We start from the raw sequence: 17,907 nt of genomic DNA on the forward strand, positions 1-17,907 counted from the left end.
GTGCAGAATTGGTGGCCGCTGAGGCTTCAAAAGCAACTCAGCTATCGCCAGGCCGACGCCACTATCCAAGCTTACCGCGACGGGCCGCTGCCGGAGCCGGCTGTGCGCCGGGCGTAGGTTTCACCGCCACTTTCCGGTTCGCTGGGTTCTTTGTAGCCGACAACTTCGCCTTCAGCTTGCCCGACTCGGCGGGCGTTAGCTCGCGCCACTGGCCGGGTGCCAGTTCGTCCAGCGTCAGCTCGTCGATGCTGGCGCGGATGAGGCGCAGGCAGGGCAGGCCCACGGCGGCGCACATCTTGCGCACCTGCCGGTTCATGCCCTGCGAGATGGTGATGGCCAGCCACTCGGTAGGGATGCTGGCGCGGAAGCGAATGGGCGTGCTGCGCTCCCACAGCCCGGCGGGCTCGGGCATTGCCACGGCTCGGGCGGGCGTGGTGTGGCCGTCTTTTATTTGCACGCCGCGCCGCAGTTTCTCCAGGGCTTCTTCCGTCACGGTACCTTCTACCTGGGCCCAGTAGGTTTTGGAGACTTTGAATTTGGGGTCGCTCAGGCGGTGCTGCAGGGCCTTGTCGTCGGTGAGCAGGAGCAGGCCTTCGCTGTCGAAGTCGAGGCGGCCCACCGGGTAGATGCCGGGCACGGGCACGAAGTCTTTGAGCGTGGCGCGGCCGTGCTCGTCCGTGAACTGGGTGAGGACTTCGTAAGGCTTGTTGACAAGGATGTAACGCATATATTTCTTACAGTGACCGTCATGCTGAGCTTGCCGAAGAATCCCTAGCGCGCAAGTGACTCAGTTACTATTGCGGTAGAGATGCTTCGGTTGCGCTCAGCATGACGGTTCTTTTGTATTTTTCTGAGAACGGCTTTTCGTAGTATTCCGGCCCACTACTCCCACCAGCGTGAGCGTGGCAAGGAAGCGCCCAAAGTTACGGGTCCGCCCAGGCGCGGCGTGGTGATGGGCTGGCCCAGCCGGGCGGCCTCAGCTGTGGCGCGCTTGATGGGGTCGTCCCAGGCATGGTTGGCTTCGGTGAAAGCGGCCCAGTGCACGGGCAGCATCACGGCGGCGCGCACGTCGCGGGCGGCTTGCACGCTTTGCTCGGGCATCATGTGGATTTGGGCCCACTGCCGGTCGTACTGGCCGCATTCCATCAGGGCCAAATCGAAGGGGCCCTGGGCGGCGCCTATGGTGCGGAAGTGCGGCCCGTAGCCCCCGTCGCCGCTGTAAAATACCCGTTTCGTGGCCGATTTCAGCACCCAAGAGCTCCACATCGTGGAATTGCGGTTGGTGAGGCCCCGGCCCGAAAAGTGGCGGCTGGGCGTGCACACCACCGTCAGGCCGTCGAACTGCACCTCATCGTTCCAGTTCATTTCCGTGATGCGCTCGGGGGCCACGCCCCAGGCCCGCAAGTGCGGGCCAATGCCCAGCGGCACGTAGAAACGCGCCACCTTGTGCTTGATGCGCCGGATGGTTTGATAGTCGAGGTGGTCGTAGTGGTCGTGCGAAATCAACACCGCATCAATGGGCGGCAGCTTTTCGGCGCTGATGGGCAGGCTGGGGTTGTAGCGGTTGGGCGTGAGCCAGCTCACCGGCCCCATTTCCATACCGAGCATGGGGTCGAGCAGAATGTTTTTGCCGGCCAGTTCCACCAGGCTGGCCGAGTGGCCAAACCAGGTCACGCGCACCATGTCCGGCGTTTTGCGCGTGATGGCCAGCGAGTCGAGCGGCTGCATGGGCAAGGGCCCGGCGGGTGAGGTATTGGGCGCTTTTTTGAACAGGAATTTCCACAGAATGCCCGTCATGCTGCCCTCGGTCAGCTGCAGGGTGGGTAGCAGGTTCACAAATTCACCATTCTGGTAGTGGCCGGACTTTGCATAAGTCTGCTTGTCGGCCTTGGTGGGCTTGCCCCCAAACTGCGGGCTGAGGCCGATAAAAGCGGCACCCGCCACCAGCAAAACGCCCACAAAGCTGCTCGTTGCCATGATAAATGATTTTAAGGGTTTGCTCATTAATTCACAGAGACTTTGTCGGCGGCCAAGGCCACTATGTCGCGCACTTCCAGCACCGGTTTGGAGTAGCCCTGCTGCACGGCTTTGAGCATGGCCACCCCGACTTCCGCCATGGTGGAAACGTATTTGGTCGTCAGTTTTCGGAAGATGGGATAGAGCCAGCTCACGAATTTGTACAGCCCGAGCACGTTACGCTGGCCGGGAGTAGCGCGCATAAAGCCGGGCCTGAACATATAAGCCGCCCGGAAAGGCAGGCGCAGTAGGGCGTTTTCGGTGCGGCCCTTGGTGCGGGCCCAGTGGCTGCGGCCGCGCTCGGTGCCGTCGGTGCCCGCGCCGGTCACGTAGCAAAAAACCATGTCCGGATTCAGCCGCGCCAGGGTTTGGGCCACGGCCAGGGTGGTGTCATAGGTAATCCGCTCGTATTCGGCCTGGCTGATACCCAGTGAAGAAACGCCGGCGCAATAAAAGCAGGCGTTGTACCCGGCAAGGTCCGCCTCAACGGCTGCCAGCTGCTGGAAGTCGGGGTGCAGCAGCTCGCGCAGCTTGGGGTGCGCGTAGCCGCTGGGCTTGCGGCCCAGCAGCAGGATGCGCTCCACATTAGGGTCGCGCAGGCATTCGAGCAGCACGCCCTCGCCGACCATGCCCGTGGCCCCGGTTATGATAACTCGTATTTTCATGGATGTTCCGTATGGTAGGAGTGAGGACGCAGGCCGGGTGCTTCTGCTTTACGGAACGGGGATTTAATTGCGTGACGCAATGGCTGTTTAGAGCGTCATGCAATAGCAATTCAGACCGTCATGCTGAGCGCAGCCGAAGCATCTTTACCGCAATACTAAAATTGATTACTTGCACGGTAGAGATGCTTCGGCTGCGCTCAGCATGACGGTCTTTTATCTAGAGAAACCCACCTTCCCCGCGTTTCTACAAGCTGCCCGAATACTTACGCACGGCCCATTCTACCGTTAAAAAGGCCAGAATCACGAAGAAAATCCACTTGAGATTAATCAGGTCCTTCACGTCTTCTTCGGCGGTAATCACGGGCTTGTAGTTCGCTTGCAGAATGTCCTGCGCCAGCTTGTCAAACTGCGTGGGGTAGTAGAGCCGCGCGCCGCTGCGGCGAGACAGTTGGGCCAGTAAGTTGTGGTCGGCGCGGGATTCCAGCGCCTCAAGGGGCTGCGACTGCACCAGCAGCTCGCCCGCGTCCTGCTGGGCCTGGCCACCCAGGGTGGCGCGGGCTTGGTAGCGGTAGAGGCCGGCCGGCAGCGGGCCCAGGCGCAGGGGTGAGCCGTCCTCGGGATTGGCAAAGTTGAACCGCCGGGTTTGCTTCTTTTCGTCGGTGAGGGTGAGGTCGATTTTCTGGTTGTAGAGGCGCTCGAACACGGCGTTGTAGGTTTCGGCGCCCAGCGTCACGTCGTCCTGCGTGCCAAATCTTTCCTGCGTGGGGTACACGTCGAGGCGCTTTTTGTTGGCGTTTTGGGTGAGCAGCTGGAGCGTGCGGATGATGAGCCGGTCGTAGACTTCGGGGCGGTCGTCGTGCGCCACGGCTTCGCTCAGGCGCCACTGCCAGCTGCCATCGGTGAGCAAGGTGGCCTGACGGCGCTCAGCCGAACCGCCAAAAACGAGCAGCGGCTTCTGCGTGGCCACCCGGCCCACCTGCTGCCACAGGGCCGCCTCGGCGCCCGGCCCCAGGCGCAAATCGCCGAAGGGAACCGGCGCCGGCGGGTACTGGCCGTAGCGGCGCGCAGCTTCCTCGTCGGTGGCAAAGCGGGCAAAGCCGGGGTTGGGCAGCGGCGTCACGTCGTCGGGTTGGGCGCCGCGGGCTTGAATGGTGAGGCCGGCCCCCAGCTGATTGTAGGCCGGCAGGTCCGACTGCGCGCCAATGATGTAAAAGGCCGGGGTGCGCCGGGCTTTCACTTGGGCCAGAATGTCGTTGCCCAGTCCGCCCTGGGCTGGCAGCTGGTGCAGAATGGCCACGTCAAAATCGGCGCCGGCCTTCAGCGGGGCTACGCCGGGCAGGGCCAGCGTCAGGTCGAAGTTGTCGTTGGCAAGGATGGCGGCGCGCAGGGCTTTCAAATCGGGGTGGGGGGCGGCCCCGGCCAGCAGCACGCGCAGCTTGCCTTTCACAATTTCAATAAAAGCCGTGCGGGCGTTGTTGAGCGGCGTAAACTCGCCGGGCTGCGGCACCACGCGCACTTCGTAGCGGCGCTTGCCGGGCGCGGGCGCCGTGACCTGGAACGTGGCTTTGGCGCGGCGGCGGCCGGTGGGCAGGGCCACGCGGGCGCGGTCCAGCACGCGGGTGCCTTCGCGCAGCTCCACGGTGGCGGTGCCCCCGGCGTAGCCCTCAAACCCCAGCTCCGCTTCCAACGGAAACTTGTTGCCGCTGAAAGCCACGCGGTTGTAGGTGAGGCCGGTGAGGCGCAGGTCGCGTTTGGGCACGGTGTCGCCCACGGCCACGCTGTAGATGGGGAAGTTGTAGTCCGAATACACGGGGCTGCGGCCCTGGTTCACAAGGCCGTCGCTGAGGAGCACTACGCTGGCCAAGTTGCGGCCGTCATAGGCGTCGCGGGTGTCGGTCAGTGCCCGGTCCAGGTCGGTGGTGGGGACGCCGAAACGCAGTGAATCGAGCCGCGCCGGCCGGTTGGGGCGGGAGCTCAGGGTGCGGGTTTCCACGGTGAAGCCCTTGGCGCGCAAAGTTTCGGCCAGGCCCGCGAGGCCGCTGATGGCTTGGCTCAGCACGGCTTTGGGCGTGAAAAGCTCGACCGATTGCGAGTTGTCGACGGCCAGCACCACGGTGGGCTGCTCGGTGCGGGTGGTGGTGGTTTTGATGTACGGCGCCAGCAGCAGGTAGCACAGGAAGCTCACCACCACGAAGCGGAGCGTGGCCAGCCCGTAGTTCAACTGCTTGCTCCACGGGGTTTTGGCCGAGTATTGCAGGGCCGCGTAGCCGGCCCCAACCAGGAGGCAAAGCAGAATCAGCCAAGGAGAATATTGAGTGGTCAGCAAACGGAAGGCAGATAGAGTCAGCGCTAAAGGTCGGTACCGGCGGCTAAGGTTGCAGAGGGCCGCTGCTTCAACAGGGGTGTACCGCAACCAGTTTGGAACAGGTGAGGATGCCAGCCCCGAAAATACGGGGGACGCCCGCACTCAACTGGCGACGCACCACATTCAGTCCTGCACTCGTCTTACGAATGGGCCAAAGACCATATTCAGGCATATTTGATGCAGTGGAGCTTTTGATGGCTATTGAAAAAGTCATATAGCACGTCATGCTGAGCGCAGCCGAAGCATCTCTACCGCGCAAGTAATTCATTTACTATTGCGGTAGAGATGCTTCGGCTGCGCTCAGCATGACGGCCTTTTATCAACGGTTAGTTGCTAACCAACTTCTCTTCGTGCCTGCGGTCCTGTTGCCATTCCGCAGCGTTGCTGGTTTACGTCAGCATCCCGCCATCCACCTGCAGCACTTGCCCGCTGATGTAGCTCGAATCATCCGAGGCCAGAAATGCAGTGGCCTTGGCCACGTCCTCCGGGGTGCCGCCGCGCCGGAGCGGAATGGCCTTGCGCCACTCGTCCACCTGCTTGGGGTCCAGGGCATCGGTCATTTCGGTTTCAATGAAGCCGGGGGCAATGGCGTTGCAGCGGATGTTGCGCGAGCCCAGCTCCAGGGCCACCGATTTGGTGAAGCCGATAATGCCGGCTTTGCTGGCGGCGTAGTTGGCCTGCCCGGCGTTGCCCTTGATGCCCACCACGCTGGTCATGTTAATGATGGAGCCGGCTTTGGCGCGCATCATGGGCTTGGTGGCGGCCTTGGTGAGATTGAAAACCGACTTGAGGTTCACGTTCATCACCTGGTCCCACTGCTGCTCGCTCATGCGCATGAGCAGGCCGTCCTGCGTAATGCCGGCGTTGTTCACGAGAATATCAAGTCTGCCGAAATCGGCCAGCACGTCCTCAATTAGCTTTTCGGCTTGGGCGTAGTCGGAGGCGTCGGAGCGGTAGCCCTTCACTTTGGTGCCGGCGGCCGATAGCTCGGTTTCCAGGGCCTGGCCTTTTTCGACGGAGGAGAGGTAGGTGAAAGCCACTTGGGCGCCCAGTTGGGCAAAATGTGCCGCAATGGCGCGGCCAATTCCTTTGGAAGCGCCCGTTACGAGGGCCACTTTTCCGGTCAGCGTTTGAGTCATGGGGGCGAAGGTAGCTAATCCAGCTGTTAGCTTTTAGCCATTAGCTGTCAGCTTTCGGAGGTAGCTTGCGTTGCCGAAAGGCTGTTTGTCCAAAGAGTTGCCAGCTATAAGCTGCCAGCTAATAGCTAATGAACCACGATATCTGCATTCTGGGCGCGGGCCCCGGCGGCGCCACCGCTGCCCTGCACCTGGCCAACGCCGGCCACTCCTGTTTACTGCTGGACCGCGCCGCTTTCCCGCGCGACAAAGTGTGCGGCGATGCCCTGAGCGGTAAAGTCCTGAGCGAGCTGAAGCGGATTGACGAAAAGCTGACCGGCCAGCTGGCCGCCGCGCCCATGCAGGTGCCCAGCTGGGGCATCGATTTCTTTGCTCCCAACGGCCAGCAGCTCGGCATTCCCTTCAAGCCCGATTTCGATAAAAACACCGACCGCGCCGCCGGCCACGTGGCCAAGCGCATTGATTTCGATAATTTCCTGGTGGAAGAAGTGCGGCAGCGGCCCGAAATCGACTTTCGCGAAAACGTGGACGTGGCCCGCACCGAGCGCACCGCCACCGGCTGGCAGCTCCTCAACAAAGCCGGCCAGGAAGTGGCCACCTGCCGCATTCTGCTGGTAGCCAACGGGGCCCAGTCCGAGTTTGCCCGCAAAGTGGCCGGCCACGCCCTGGAGCCCGACCATCATTGCGCCGGCCTGCGCACCTACTACGACAACGTGACCGGGCTTAGCCCCAACAACTTCATCGAGCTGCACTTCATCAAGGATTTTCTGCCCGGCTACCTCTGGGTGTTTCCGCTGCCCAACGGCCAGGCCAACGTGGGCGTGGGCATGCTCTCGAAAACCGTAGCCGCCAAAAAAATCAACCTCCGCCAGCGGCTCGATGAGATTCTGACCACGCACCCCACCCTGGCCCCGCGCTTCGCGCAGGCCCAGCGCCTGGGCCCCGTGCGGGGCTTCGGATTGCCGTTGGGCTCGAAGCGCCGGCCGCTGTCGGGCGCCAACTACCTGCTGCTCGGCGATGCCGGCTCGCTCATCGACCCGTTTAGCGGCGAGGGCATCTCGCACGCCATGGTGAGCGGGCGCCACGCCGCCATCTGGGCCGCGCAAGCCGTGGCGAAAGCCGATTTCAGCCCTGCGTTTCTCAAAAACTACGATAAAGCCGTGTACAATCGGCTCTGGCAGGAGCTGCGCCTGAGCCGCGTGATGCAGCGCCTGCTGAACTTTCCCAGCCTGTTCAACATCGTGGCCAACCGCGCCGTGAACAACCCCACGCTCGCCGAAACCCTGTCCGCCATGTTCATGGACCTGGACCTGCGCGAACGGCTGCGGCAGCCCAGCTTCTACTTCAAACTGCTGTTTGGCAGGAAGTAGAGCGCGTTTTAGGGAAAACGTAAAGAAACGGTCATGCTGAGCGAAGCCGAAGCATCTCTACCGAGAAAGTAATTATTTACTACTGCGGTAGAGATGCTTCGACTGCGCTCAGCATGACCGTTTTTAATATTGTCCTCTATTTTTTAGCTGGGGCCGGGCGCGGGGCTGCTTTGGCAGCTGGCGCTTTGATGGGCGCGCGGCCATCGTTGCCCACGTAGCGACGCAGGCTCTTGGCGGCTTCCGGGTTGAGCATGGTAGCTCGCTCCAAATCACGGCGGGCTTCCGAGAGCTTCTCGAACGAGGAATAGCTGATGCCGCGGTACTCCCAGGCATCGGCGTAAGTGGAATCCAGCTCAATGGCGCGGGTAAAATCGGCCACGGCGGGCTTATACTGGTACATCTGCATGCGGGCCACGCCCCGGCCGAAGAACGACTCTTTGTCGTCGGGGCGGTACTTGAGGGCTCCGGAGAAGTCGGCTGCTGCTAATTTGTATTGCTTCATCATCAGGCGATTTACGCCGCGGTTGTAGAAGGCATCGGGGTTGGTGCGCTGGTAGCGCAGGGCGGCGGTGTAATCGGGCAGGGCATCGGCATACTGCTTGAGGTAGCTTTTGGCCTTAGCGCGCTGCAGCAGGGCCGTGGCGTTTTTGGGGTTGGCTTTCACGGCCGCCTCGGCCGTGGCCAGCATGGTGCGGTACTCGGCCACGCTCATTTTCTTTTCCTTGGCCCGCTCCGCCGACGCGGCGGCGGCACTTGGCGCGGCTGTCACGGCAGTTTCGGGGGCCGGGCTGGCGGCCGGAATGCCTACCGGCACGCCTGGGCTGGTGGCCACGGGCTCGCCGGTAACGGTGGGAGGGGCGGTGGGCAGCCTGCCGGCGCCGGCCACAGAAGCGGCGGTTCCGGCGGAATCGGGCCGCGTGGCGCCCGTGGCAACGGGCGCTTCCATGGGCTGGCTCATGACCGAGGGCTTCTCCTTCTCACTAACGGTAGTAGCGCAATTGGTAAGAAAGGCCAACAGGCCAAGGGCGGCCAGCGGCGTGCGGAAAGGTGATTTCATAAGAGCAAAGGGGGTAAAGGCAAGGCAAACTGCGCCAGAAGCCGCGCCTTATACGGGGCTTGTTTGAGATTGGCTGTGGCGTTGCGCGGTATCTGCAAGTAAAGTGCCGGAAGCCGGAATAGCGGCGCGGTGCGGAGGCGCGGCTATCTTTGCGCCACAATGGGTGGGTCCCCCAGGCGGGCCCGGTGTACTTTTTTCTTCCTGAGAAGTTTATGGCATTGCAATTTGATTTGGTCGTGGTTGGAAGCGGCCCCGGCGGATACGTAGCCGCCATTCGGGCGTCGCAGCTGGGTTTGAAAGTAGGCGTGATTGAGCGCGAGTCGTTGGGCGGCATCTGCCTCAACTGGGGCTGCATCCCCACCAAAGCCCTACTGAAAAGCGCGCAGGTGTTTGAATACCTCAACCACGCCGCCGACTACGGCTTGAAGGCCGAAGGCGTGAGCTATGATTTTGGCGCTGTCATTGGCCGCAGCCGCGGCGTGGCCGATGGCATGAGCAAGGGCATCAATTTCCTGTTCAAAAAGAACAAGATTGAAACCGTAATGGGCACCGGCAAAGTGCTGGCCCCCGGCAAAGTGGAGGTGACCAAGGCCGACGGCAGCAAGGAAACGGTGGAGGCCAAATCCATCATCCTAGCCACCGGCGCCCGCTCGCGCGAACTGCCCACCATGCCGGTTGATAACGTAAAAATCATCGGCTACCGCAAGGCCATGACCATGGAGCAGCTGCCCAAACGCCTCGTGGTGGTGGGTTCGGGCGCCATCGGCGTGGAGTTTGCCTACTTCTACCGCACCATGGGCTCGGAAGTGACAGTGGTGGAGTTCCTGCCCCGCATTGTGCCCGTGGAAGACGAGGAAATCTCGCGCCAGATGGAGAAGTCGTTCCGCAAAATCGGTGTGAACGTGCTTACCAACGCGGAGGTAACCAAGGTGGACACGCCGGCGAAGGCTGCAAAGTGACCGTGAAAACCGCCAAGGGCGAGCAGGTAATTGAGTGCGACGTGGTGCTGAGCGCCGTGGGCGTGACCACCAACCTGGAGAACATTGGTATCGAAGAACTGGGCATTAAAGTAGAGCGCGGCCGTTTGGTGGTGGATGACTTCTACCAGACCAACGTGCCCGGCATCTACGCCATCGGCGACATCGTGCCCGGCCCCGCGCTGGCCCACGTGGCCTCGGCCGAAGGCATTATCTGCGTGGAGAAAATTGCCGGCCACCACCCCGAGCCGCTCAACTACCAGAACATTCCCGGCTGCACCTACGCCTCGCCCGAAATTGCCAGCGTGGGCTACACCGAAGCCGAAGCCAAAGCCAAAGGCTACGACGTGCTGGTGGGCAAGTTCCCGTTCTCGGCCTCGGGCAAAGCCAGCGCCGCCGGCGTCAAAGACGGCTTCGTGAAAGTCATCTTCGACAAGAAGTATGGCGAGTGGCTGGGCGCCCACATGATAGGCGCGAACGTGACCGAGATGATTGCCGAAGTAGTAGTGGCCCGCAAGCTGGAAACCACTGGCCACGAAATCATCAAGTCGGTGCACCCGCACCCCACTATGTCGGAAGCCATTATGGAAGCCGCCGCCGCCGCCTACGGCGAGGTGATTCACCTGTAGAATTTCCTGCGTTTAGACAAAAAGTGGCTCGGCTGATTCAGTCGGGCCTCTTTAAGTTTTCAGCTGCTAATGATAGTTGTCAAGGATTACTTGACGACTCGAACCCTAAAGGGTTTTATGCATATTTTGCATAATATTTTGCGCCAACTGGCTAATAATGCGCTGGTGGCCCTCACGCTGCCCATTGCCGAAAGCAAGCCGGAGGACAAGGCCATCATGGTAATGCTGGTAGTAAACCTGATTAATCAGGATAATTAAAGGCGGCGGCGGCTTGGCAACGCTATTTGGGAACTGCGGTGATGGCTGCCGCGAAATTCAGGTACTTGAAAACGGGGGTGAGCTGAGTGTCCAAGGTAGCCTTATCGTCGGTAAAAGCAGGTGCGTTTTCTTGCTCCAGGTGCCAGCTACCTACGTAGTGGACCTTGCCCGGCTGAACGGTGAACAGGTAGCGGCTGGCTTGCAGAGAGCCGTTTGAGTGCGCTGGCTGGGGCTTGCACACGTTTTCCTCATGCATCTCGGCCCCGTACCACTTGCTTTCGGCGAATTCATACTTGTAGAGGGCGTAACGACCGGGCGGTAACACGTAGCAGAAGGGGTTTTCCCGGCGCGAGCGCAGCAGCGGTTTCACTTCCAAGAGCAGGGCTTTGCCCGTGGTGAGGTTGACCAGCCGGACGTGTTGGCTCAAACCGCCGCTGCTGAAGCCCAAGCGTTGGATGCAATTTCCGTACACCAAGCCTTGCTGTGGGTCGAAAAGGCGGTTGTATGGTGGCCAGGAGGGCTGGGGATGAACAAATTTACGAAAGGACCCCACATCCAGGGAGTCGCTCAACGTCTGGAGTGGCTGTTTGCCGTCGATGTTAAAATTCATGGGCGCGGTGAACGAAACAGTCACCGGTCGGCCATTTTGCGTGCCGGGTTCCCATTGGATAGCATTAAGGCGGTGGGCGTTGCGCAGCACTTCAGCATCAACATCGGCGCGCAGGCCTTTCACAATTTTGATGTCCTGCGTACGGCCCTGGCCATTCACGGAAAACGAAAAAAATACCTGACCCGAAACGCCATCGCGCAGGGCCCGGGGCGGGTAATGCACGTCGGCGTTGATAAAGCGCTTAAACCGCTGGTTGGAAGGCACGGCGCTATCGCCGGGTGCCAGCACCGGGAAAACCGGCATTCGCTCAATATATGTGTATGTTTTTGGGCCGGTAGAGTCAGGGGTCGGCTTGGGGGCAATCGGCAAGGTTTGCGCCTGGGTGCTGCTCAAGTCGCCGATCAGCCAGAGGATTCCTAAAATAAAAAAAGTGTTGCGCATAGAAGCACAAGGTAGGGGGCAGGAGTTATTTTGTTTCAGTTCTGCACCGTTTCCACCGCCACTTCTGACACCACCGCCTTTTTTGGTTTCTGGCTCACCAGCCACACGCCCAGGAAGATGAGCGCCGCTTGTCCGGCCTTGCCCCAGGTGAAATGGTCTTTGCCCAGGACCACGGCGATGAGCACCGCCAGCACCGGCTGCAGATAGATATACACGCCCAATAGGGCAGGGGAGGCGTATTTCAGGGCCCAGTTGTTGAGCAGATAGGCCAGAATGGTGAGGAAAACCACCATGTAGCCGATTTCAAGCCAGATGTAGAGCGGGAAGCTGGCGTAGTTGGCCGTGAGGGCTTCGCGCCAGCCGAAAGGCACGGCGATGACAGCGCCCACCAGAAAAATGCGCGATAGCACCGTGAAAGCGTGGTACTTGCGCATGAGCGGCTGCACCAGTACCAGGTAAAGGCCGAAGACGGTGGCATTGGCCAGGATGAAAATGTTGCCCAGCGTGGCGTGCGGATAGATAGCGGCCTGCGCATTGCGGCTGAGAATGAGCGAGGCCGCGCCCGCCGCGCCCACCGCAATGCCCAGCACCCGCGGCAGCGTAATTTTCTCGCTCAGGAGCACCGCCGATGCAATGACGACGATGATGGGCGCAATGGTTTGCAGCAGCGAGGCGCTAATGGGCGAAGTCAGATTAAGGCCCGAGAAAAACAGAAGCTGATTGACCCCAATGCCGCAAACGCCGCACAGAATGGACCGGACCGTATCGGCCCGGCCAATGATTTTGTCCTGCGGCGCTACGAAGTACTTGATGGTGGTGAAGAAGAGCACCGCGCCCACAATGCGCAGCGTGACGATGCCGAAGGGCCCCATATAGCGCGGCATCACGTCCTTGGAAAGCGAATAATTGGCCGCGTAAATGACCGCCACAAAAAAGAGGGCCGCGTGCACGCGAAGCTGATTGGACATAGTAGCGCGAACTTTGTACTTCGCGTCCCCGCGCCGTTTGCCATCGTTGACACGGCACGGGGACGCGAACTACAAAGTTCGCGCTACTTCGCTTTACCATGGCCTCTCTATTTCCCGACGACGAGCCCGCCGCTTTCGTCCCGCTGCCCGGCCCTGGGCCAGATGCCCCGCTGGCCGAGCGCCAGCGTCCCCGCCGCCTGGCCGACTACGCCGGCCAGCAGCACTTGGTGGGCGAAACCGGCGTGCTGCGCCGCTACCTCAACGCCGGCCGGCTGCCCAGCCTCATTTTGTGGGGCCCGCCCGGCGTGGGCAAAACCACCCTGGCCCACCTGCTGGCCAGCGAGTTGAAGCAGCCGTTTTCCGCGCTCAGCGCCATTAATGCCGGCGTAAAGGATGTGCGCGACGTTATTGATAAGGCCAAGCGGCAGCGTGGCACGGTGCTGTTTATCGATGAGATTCACCGCTTTAGCAAGGCGCAGCAGGATGCGCTGCTGGGCGCCGTGGAAAACGGCACCGTGACGCTGATTGGTGCTACCACGGAGAACCCCTCTTTTGAGGTTATTCCCGCGTTGCTTTCGCGCTGCCAGGTGTATGTGCTGGAGGCGCTGGGCGCCGACACCCTGCGCGGGTTGGTGCAGAAAGCGCTGACGGAAGACGAGGCACTCAGGCAGAAAAAAGTGACCCTGAAAGAGGACCACGCCCTGCTGGCCCTGAGCGGCGGCGACGCCCGTAAACTGCTCAACCTCCTTGAAATAGTGGTGCAAAGCACGCCGCCCGACAAGAAAGGCGTGGTCACCATCACCGATGCCGTGGTGCAGCAGGTGGCCCAGCGCCCCATGGCGCGCTACGACAAGGGCGGCGAAATGCACTACGACGTGATTTCGGCCTTTATCAAAAGCATGCGCGGCTCCGACCCCAACGCCGCGCTCTATTACCTGGCCGTGATGCTGGAAGGCGGCGAAGACGTGAAATTTATTGCCCGCCGCATGCTCATTCTGGCTTCCGAAGACATCGGCAACGCCAACCCCAACGCCCTGATGCTGGCCACCAGCTGCTTCCAGGCTTGCACCGTTATCGGCCTGCCGGAATCGGACCTGATACTAGCCCAGACCGTGGTGTACCTCGCCACTTCGCCCAAAAGCAACGCCTCGTACCTGGCCATCCGGGCGGCGCAGGCCGAGGTGAAGGCCAACGGCATGTACCCCGTGCCGGTGCCGCTGCGCAACGCCCCCACGCGCCTGCTGAAGCAGCTCAGCTACGGCAAAGAATACGCCTACTCGCACAACGGCGAGGGCAGCTTCGAGGCGCAGGAGTTTCTGCCGGATGCGCTCAGCGGCAAGCGCTTCTACGAGCCCGGCCCCAACGCCAGCGAGCAAAAGATTCAGGAGCGGCTGCGCGGCTGGTGGGGCGAGAAATATGGCTATTAACGTGGGTTGGTAAGAGAATTAGGCTTGTGACTTTGTTCTCAAACAAACAAAAACCGATAAGAACGTCATGCTGAGCGCAGCCGAAGCATCTCTACCGCAGGAGTAAAATAAATTACTTGCGCGGTAGAGATGCTTCGGCTACGCTCAGCATGACGTTCATTTATTGCACATTTAAACGACTTTAATTTGCCGGCCGCCTGTAATGCCGAAGCAAGACCACCGATTAAGTACTGCAACCAGCCCGCTGGCCGCGGTCATTTGCGGCCGCGAACTACATTTACTACCTAAACTCACCTTCTGCATTCATGCGTCAATTTTTGAAATTTGTGCTGGCTACCATTGTTGGTCTGCTGGCCTTTAGTTTTCTGGGCTTCGTGCTGCTTGCCGTCGTGATTGGGGCAGCCGCCAGCAGCAGCGGCGACCGCAAGGAAGTGGCCGCCAACTCCGTGCTCGAACTTAAGCTCAACGAGCCGCTCGCGGAGCGCGGCCGCGACAGCAAGTTCAATTTTGGGGGCAACAGCTCCACTACGGGCCTGGTCGACCTCAAAGCAACCATCCGCCGCGCCAAGGGCGACGAGGACATCCGGGGTATTCTCCTGAACCTCGACATCGTGCAGGGCGGCATGGCTTCTCTGGAAGAAGTGCGCGACGCGCTGCTGGACTTCAAGAAGTCGGGCAAATTTGTGGTGGCCTACCACGAGGTGTGCTCCGAAAAGAGCTTTTACCTCTCCTCGGTGGCCAATCAGATTTACCTCCACCCCCAGGGCAACCTCGAATTCAACGGCCTGGGCACGGAGGTACTGTTCTACAAGCGGCTGTTCGAAAAAGCCGGAATTGAGCCCTACATCTTCCGGGTGGGCTCGTTCAAGAGCGCCGTGGAGCCGTTTTTCCGCGAGAGCTTCTCCGATTCGGCCCGCTACCAGACCGTGTCGTTCCTGAACTCCATCAACGGCTACATGGTGAAGCAGATTGCCGCGTCGCGTGGCATCGCGCCAGCCCGCCTCATGGTCATTTCCGATTCCATGCTGGTGCACAACGCCCCCGACGCCCTGCGCTTGAAGCTGGTGACCAAGCTCGGCTACTTTGATGAGGTGCAGGACTACATGCGCAACCGCCTGGGTTTGGCCAAGAACAAAAAAGTGAACTTGGTGAGCTTGAGCGACTATTCCGACAACGACCGGGACGCCGAAGTTAAGTCTAGCAGCAACCGCATTGCCGTGATTTACGCCGAAGGCGACATTGTGACTGGCAAAGGCAGCGACGACAACATCGGCAGCGAAAAATTTGCCGAAGCCATCCGCAAGGCCCGCCTAGATGATAAGGTGAAGGCCGTGGTGCTGCGCATCAACTCGCCCGGCGGCTCCTCGCTGGCCTCGGACATTATTTACCGCGAAGTGGTGCTCACCAAAAAGGTGAAGCCCATCATTGCGTCGATGTCGGACGTGGCGGCTTCCGGCGGCTACTACATTGCCATGGCCTGCGACACCATCGTGGCGCACCCCAATACCATCACGGGCTCCATTGGCGTATTTGGCGTGCTGCCCAACATTCAGCCCCTGCTGGCCGACAAGCTCGGCATCACCGTGGACCGCGTAAACACCGGCAAGTTCTCCGACCTGCCCACCATCACCCGCGCCCTCACCGACTTTGAGAAGCGCACCCTGCAGGGCGAAGTCGACAACATCTACGCCGACTTCACCACCAAGGCCGCCAAGGGCCGCGGCATGTCTGTGGAGCGCCTGCGCCGCCTAGCCTCGGGCCGCGTCTGGAGCGGCCTCGAAGCCAAGCAAAACGGCCTGGTGGACGTGTTGGGTGATTATTCTGACGCCTTGCGCATTGCCGCCGCCCGCGCCGGCCTCAAAAAAGACGACTACCGCGTGCAGCAGCTCCCGCGCCGCAAGACCGAGCTGGAAAACCTGCTGGCCATGTTCGGCGGCGGCGACGAGGCCGAAATAAAGGCCAAGGCCATGAAGGCCGAGCTGGGCCCGCTCTACCCCGCCTACGCCCAGTACCAGCAGCTGATGAGCATGCGCGGCGTACAGGCCCGACTTCCCTACGAGCTGGATATCAAGTAGCTTGTAGCACACGCTTCAGCTTGTGCGTTTCCTCAAATCTCCCTCATTTACTGGCACAAGCGAAAGCATGTGCTACATTATGCTGAAGCAAATCCAATCCGCTGCCGCCTACATCCGAGCGCATTCCCAAAACTTTCAGCCCGAAACGGGCATCATCCTCGGTACCGGGCTGGGCGCATTGGCCAATGAGGTGGAGGTGGAGTACCAAATCAACTACGCCGACATTCCGCATTTCCCTCTTTCCACGGTGGAAAGCCACGCGGGCCGGCTGCTGCTGGGCCGCATGGAGGGCCGGAAAGTAGCCGTGCTGCAAGGCCGTTTCCACTACTACGAGGGCTACACCATGCAGCAGGTGGCCATGCCCGTGCGGGTGCTCAAGCTGCTGGGTATTTCGCAGCTCCTGGTGAGCAACGCCGCTGGCGGCCTCAACCCCGACTTCAACCTCGCGGACCTCATGCTGATTGATGACCACATCAACCTGCAGCCCACCAACCCACTCATCGGCCCCAATCTGGATGAGCTGGGCCCGCGCTTTCCCGACATGTTCGCGCCCTACGATGCCGGCCTGCTGGCCCGCGCCGAAGCCGCCGCCCAGGCCCTGGGCCACGCCGGCACCACCCGGCGCGGCGTGTACGCCAGCGTGCCCGGCCCTATGCTCGAAACCCCCGCCGAGTACCGCTACCTGCGCACCATTGGGGCCGATGCCGTGGGCATGAGCACGGTACCCGAAGTTATTGCCGCGCGCCAACTGGGCTTGCCGGTGCTGGCCGTTTCCGTCATCACCGATTTGTGCGCGCCCGGCCACCTTAAGCCGGTGGTGCTGGCCGACATTTTTGCCGCCGCCGCCCAGGCCGAGCCCCGGCTCACGGCCCTGGTAAAAGCGGTGGTAGCGGGGCTGTAGCCGTTTGCTGGTTGTCAGTTGTTAGCTGTCAGGAATTTACAATTGTCTGACCAATAGCTGACCAGTGAACACAAGCACGAGGTTGCTGCTCTTCACCATCTGGGTGCCGTAGAATGTAAAAATTCTTATTTCACCACTTTCGTTGCCCGCGTGGCGCTCAGCACCGAAAAGATGCCCACGCCGCCCTGCACCGTGCTGAGAATAGCCGCCGGCTGGGCAAAGGGGTTGCCATTGGCACTGCGGGCATCGCGCACCGACTGCCGGAAGCGGTAGAACGCGGCATCGGTGTGGTAGAGGGTGGCCGTAACGGTGTCGCCGGCCACGAAGCGGTAGCTGGTGCCCACCACCACGGGCTTGCCATTCACCAGCTGGTCTTCCAGGGAAATGTCCGTTTCCGGACGCCGGAGCAGGGCGCCTTTGGCGGGGTTGCCCTTGTGCAACAGCACGCGGTAGGCATCGTTGGGCGTGCTGGGGTCGCGGAAGTTGGTGAGGAAGTAGGCCTTGCGCTCGGAGCCGGTTTTGTCGTTGAATTTGTACTCTACCGAGTCGATGGGTACTAGGGCAAGCATGGTGGTGGTGCCCGTCACCACGCGCCCCTGGGTGTCGCGCACGTCGAGTTTGAACACGTCGCCCGGACGGGCCTTCAGCGTGTCGCGCCCGATGTGGGTGTAGAATTTAATAACCGAGCCGGTGTCTAGGAGCACCGCGTAGTTGGGCCGGAATTCCAGGGGTACCGCCTTGCCATCGGGCAGGGTAAGGGTCACCTTAACGTCTGGTGGCACCTGGGGCCGCGTGGAGCTCAGGTAGGGCACGGAGGTGGTGACGGCTAGGCTGGGCACCTTGCCGGGTTCGAGGTAGCATTCCACCACCAGCTCGGCCGAGTAGCTGGGCAGCGGCACGTCAATGTCGTTTTGCAGGCTGCCGCAGCCGGCCAGTCCCGCCAGGAGCATCGCAAAGCCAACCGATTTGATGAAGTGAAGCATAGGAGAAGTAGTGGGCAGGGAGGCCGTTA

13 protein-coding genes and 1 pseudogene are annotated in these 17,907 nt (G+C 61.1%); 5 read left to right on the plus strand and 9 right to left on the minus strand.

Features of this window, described 5'->3' with window-relative positions:
- Positions 1-61: 61 nt before the first annotated feature.
- From BEN47_RS18725 to fabG, 5 genes are all read right to left on the minus strand, one after another.
- Positions 62-727 (minus strand): pseudouridine synthase, encoded by a 666-nt coding sequence (locus tag BEN47_RS18725; RefSeq protein WP_083322588.1) that lies wholly within the window; start codon positions 725-727, stop codon positions 62-64.
- 155 nt (positions 728-882) lie between these two features.
- Positions 883-1,977: an MBL fold metallo-hydrolase gene (locus BEN47_RS18730; protein ID WP_070730821.1), complete on the minus strand. Its 1,095-nt coding sequence runs from the start codon at positions 1,975-1,977 to the stop codon at positions 883-885.
- Positions 1,978-2,003: 26 nt separating this feature from the next.
- Complete coding sequence (locus BEN47_RS18735; protein ID WP_070730681.1) at positions 2,004-2,681, minus strand: NAD-dependent epimerase/dehydratase family protein; 678 nt, start codon at positions 2,679-2,681, stop codon at positions 2,004-2,006.
- A 244-nt stretch (positions 2,682-2,925) separates the two neighbouring features.
- Positions 2,926-5,007 (minus strand): vWA domain-containing protein, encoded by a 2,082-nt coding sequence (locus BEN47_RS18740; protein WP_239691664.1) that lies wholly within the window; start codon positions 5,005-5,007, stop codon positions 2,926-2,928.
- A 428-nt stretch (positions 5,008-5,435) separates the two neighbouring features.
- Complete coding sequence (gene fabG, locus BEN47_RS18745; RefSeq protein WP_070730683.1) at positions 5,436-6,185, minus strand: 3-oxoacyl-[acyl-carrier-protein] reductase; 750 nt, start codon at positions 6,183-6,185, stop codon at positions 5,436-5,438.
- A gap of 128 nt (positions 6,186-6,313) precedes the next feature.
- On the opposite strand from fabG, the gene BEN47_RS18750 reads away from it, so the two are divergent.
- Entirely contained in the window at positions 6,314-7,552 is a 1,239-nt protein-coding gene (locus BEN47_RS18750; protein WP_070730685.1) for a geranylgeranyl reductase family protein, read from the plus strand.
- A gap of 136 nt (positions 7,553-7,688) precedes the next feature.
- Here the strand turns inward: BEN47_RS18750 and BEN47_RS18755 are convergent, their stop codons facing one another.
- Entirely contained in the window at positions 7,689-8,609 is a 921-nt protein-coding gene (locus BEN47_RS18755; protein WP_070730686.1) for a tetratricopeptide repeat protein, read from the minus strand.
- Positions 8,610-8,821: 212 nt separating this feature from the next.
- Here BEN47_RS18755 and lpdA point away from each other — a divergent pair.
- A pseudogene (gene lpdA / locus BEN47_RS18760) lies at positions 8,822-10,215 on the plus strand (dihydrolipoyl dehydrogenase).
- 280 nt (positions 10,216-10,495) lie between these two features.
- On the opposite strand, the gene BEN47_RS18765 reads toward lpdA, so the two are convergent.
- Positions 10,496-11,629, minus strand: coding sequence for an energy transducer TonB (locus tag BEN47_RS18765; protein ID WP_125921810.1), 1,134 nt, complete (start codon positions 11,627-11,629; stop codon positions 10,496-10,498).
- Positions 11,560-12,492 carry a DMT family transporter gene (locus BEN47_RS18770; protein WP_070730691.1) on the minus strand — a complete coding sequence of 311 codons (933 nt, stop codon included), beginning with the start codon at positions 12,490-12,492 and terminating at the stop codon, positions 11,560-11,562. The genes BEN47_RS18765 and BEN47_RS18770 overlap by 70 nt, the downstream gene beginning before the upstream one ends.
- A gap of 98 nt (positions 12,493-12,590) precedes the next feature.
- Between BEN47_RS18770 and BEN47_RS18775 the strand changes: the two genes are divergently transcribed.
- The 3 genes from BEN47_RS18775 (at position 12,591) to BEN47_RS18785 (ending at position 16,895) form a co-directional block, all read left to right on the plus strand.
- A complete protein-coding gene (locus BEN47_RS18775) occupies positions 12,591-13,919 on the plus strand; it encodes a replication-associated recombination protein A (protein WP_070730692.1) in 1,329 nt (442 codons plus the stop codon).
- Positions 13,920-14,224: 305 nt separating this feature from the next.
- Positions 14,225-15,994: a signal peptide peptidase SppA gene (gene sppA, locus BEN47_RS18780; RefSeq protein ID WP_070730694.1), complete on the plus strand. Its 1,770-nt coding sequence runs from the start codon at positions 14,225-14,227 to the stop codon at positions 15,992-15,994.
- A gap of 79 nt (positions 15,995-16,073) precedes the next feature.
- The gene (locus tag BEN47_RS18785) at positions 16,074-16,895 is read left to right on the plus strand and encodes a purine-nucleoside phosphorylase (RefSeq protein WP_070730825.1); all 822 of its coding nucleotides are present in this window, start codon (positions 16,074-16,076) and stop codon (positions 16,893-16,895) included.
- Positions 16,896-17,020: 125 nt separating this feature from the next.
- Here BEN47_RS18785 and BEN47_RS18790 read toward each other — a convergent pair whose 3' ends face one another.
- Complete coding sequence (locus BEN47_RS18790; protein WP_070730696.1) at positions 17,021-17,878, minus strand: DUF4249 domain-containing protein; 858 nt, start codon at positions 17,876-17,878, stop codon at positions 17,021-17,023.
- Between the last annotated feature and the right edge of the window lie 29 nt (positions 17,879-17,907).

It is taken from the genome of Hymenobacter lapidarius (assembly GCF_001816145.1).
Lineage (GTDB): Bacteria > Bacteroidota > Bacteroidia > Cytophagales > Hymenobacteraceae > Hymenobacter > Hymenobacter lapidarius.

Coding starts and splice junctions, on each gene's coding strand:
- BEN47_RS18770 (WP_070730691.1), bottom strand. CDS start 12,492: ATGTCCAATCAGCTTCGCGTGCACGCGGCCCTCTTTTTTGTGGCGGTC.
- BEN47_RS18785 (WP_070730825.1), top strand. CDS start 16,074: ATGCTGAAGCAAATCCAATCCGCTGCCGCCTACATCCGAGCGCATTCC.
- BEN47_RS18755 (WP_070730686.1), bottom strand. CDS start 8,609: ATGAAATCACCTTTCCGCACGCCGCTGGCCGCCCTTGGCCTGTTGGCC.
- BEN47_RS18790 (WP_070730696.1), bottom strand. CDS start 17,878: ATGCTTCACTTCATCAAATCGGTTGGCTTTGCGATGCTCCTGGCGGGA.
- BEN47_RS18775 (WP_070730692.1), top strand. CDS start 12,591: ATGGCCTCTCTATTTCCCGACGACGAGCCCGCCGCTTTCGTCCCGCTG.
- BEN47_RS18750 (WP_070730685.1), top strand. CDS start 6,314: ATGAACCACGATATCTGCATTCTGGGCGCGGGCCCCGGCGGCGCCACC.
- sppA (WP_070730694.1), top strand. CDS start 14,225: ATGCGTCAATTTTTGAAATTTGTGCTGGCTACCATTGTTGGTCTGCTG.
- fabG (WP_070730683.1), bottom strand. CDS start 6,185: ATGACTCAAACGCTGACCGGAAAAGTGGCCCTCGTAACGGGCGCTTCC.
- BEN47_RS18735 (WP_070730681.1), bottom strand. CDS start 2,681: ATGAAAATACGAGTTATCATAACCGGGGCCACGGGCATGGTCGGCGAG.
- BEN47_RS18730 (WP_070730821.1), bottom strand. CDS start 1,977: ATGGCAACGAGCAGCTTTGTGGGCGTTTTGCTGGTGGCGGGTGCCGCT.
- BEN47_RS18725 (WP_083322588.1), bottom strand. CDS start 727: ATGCGTTACATCCTTGTCAACAAGCCTTACGAAGTCCTCACCCAGTTC.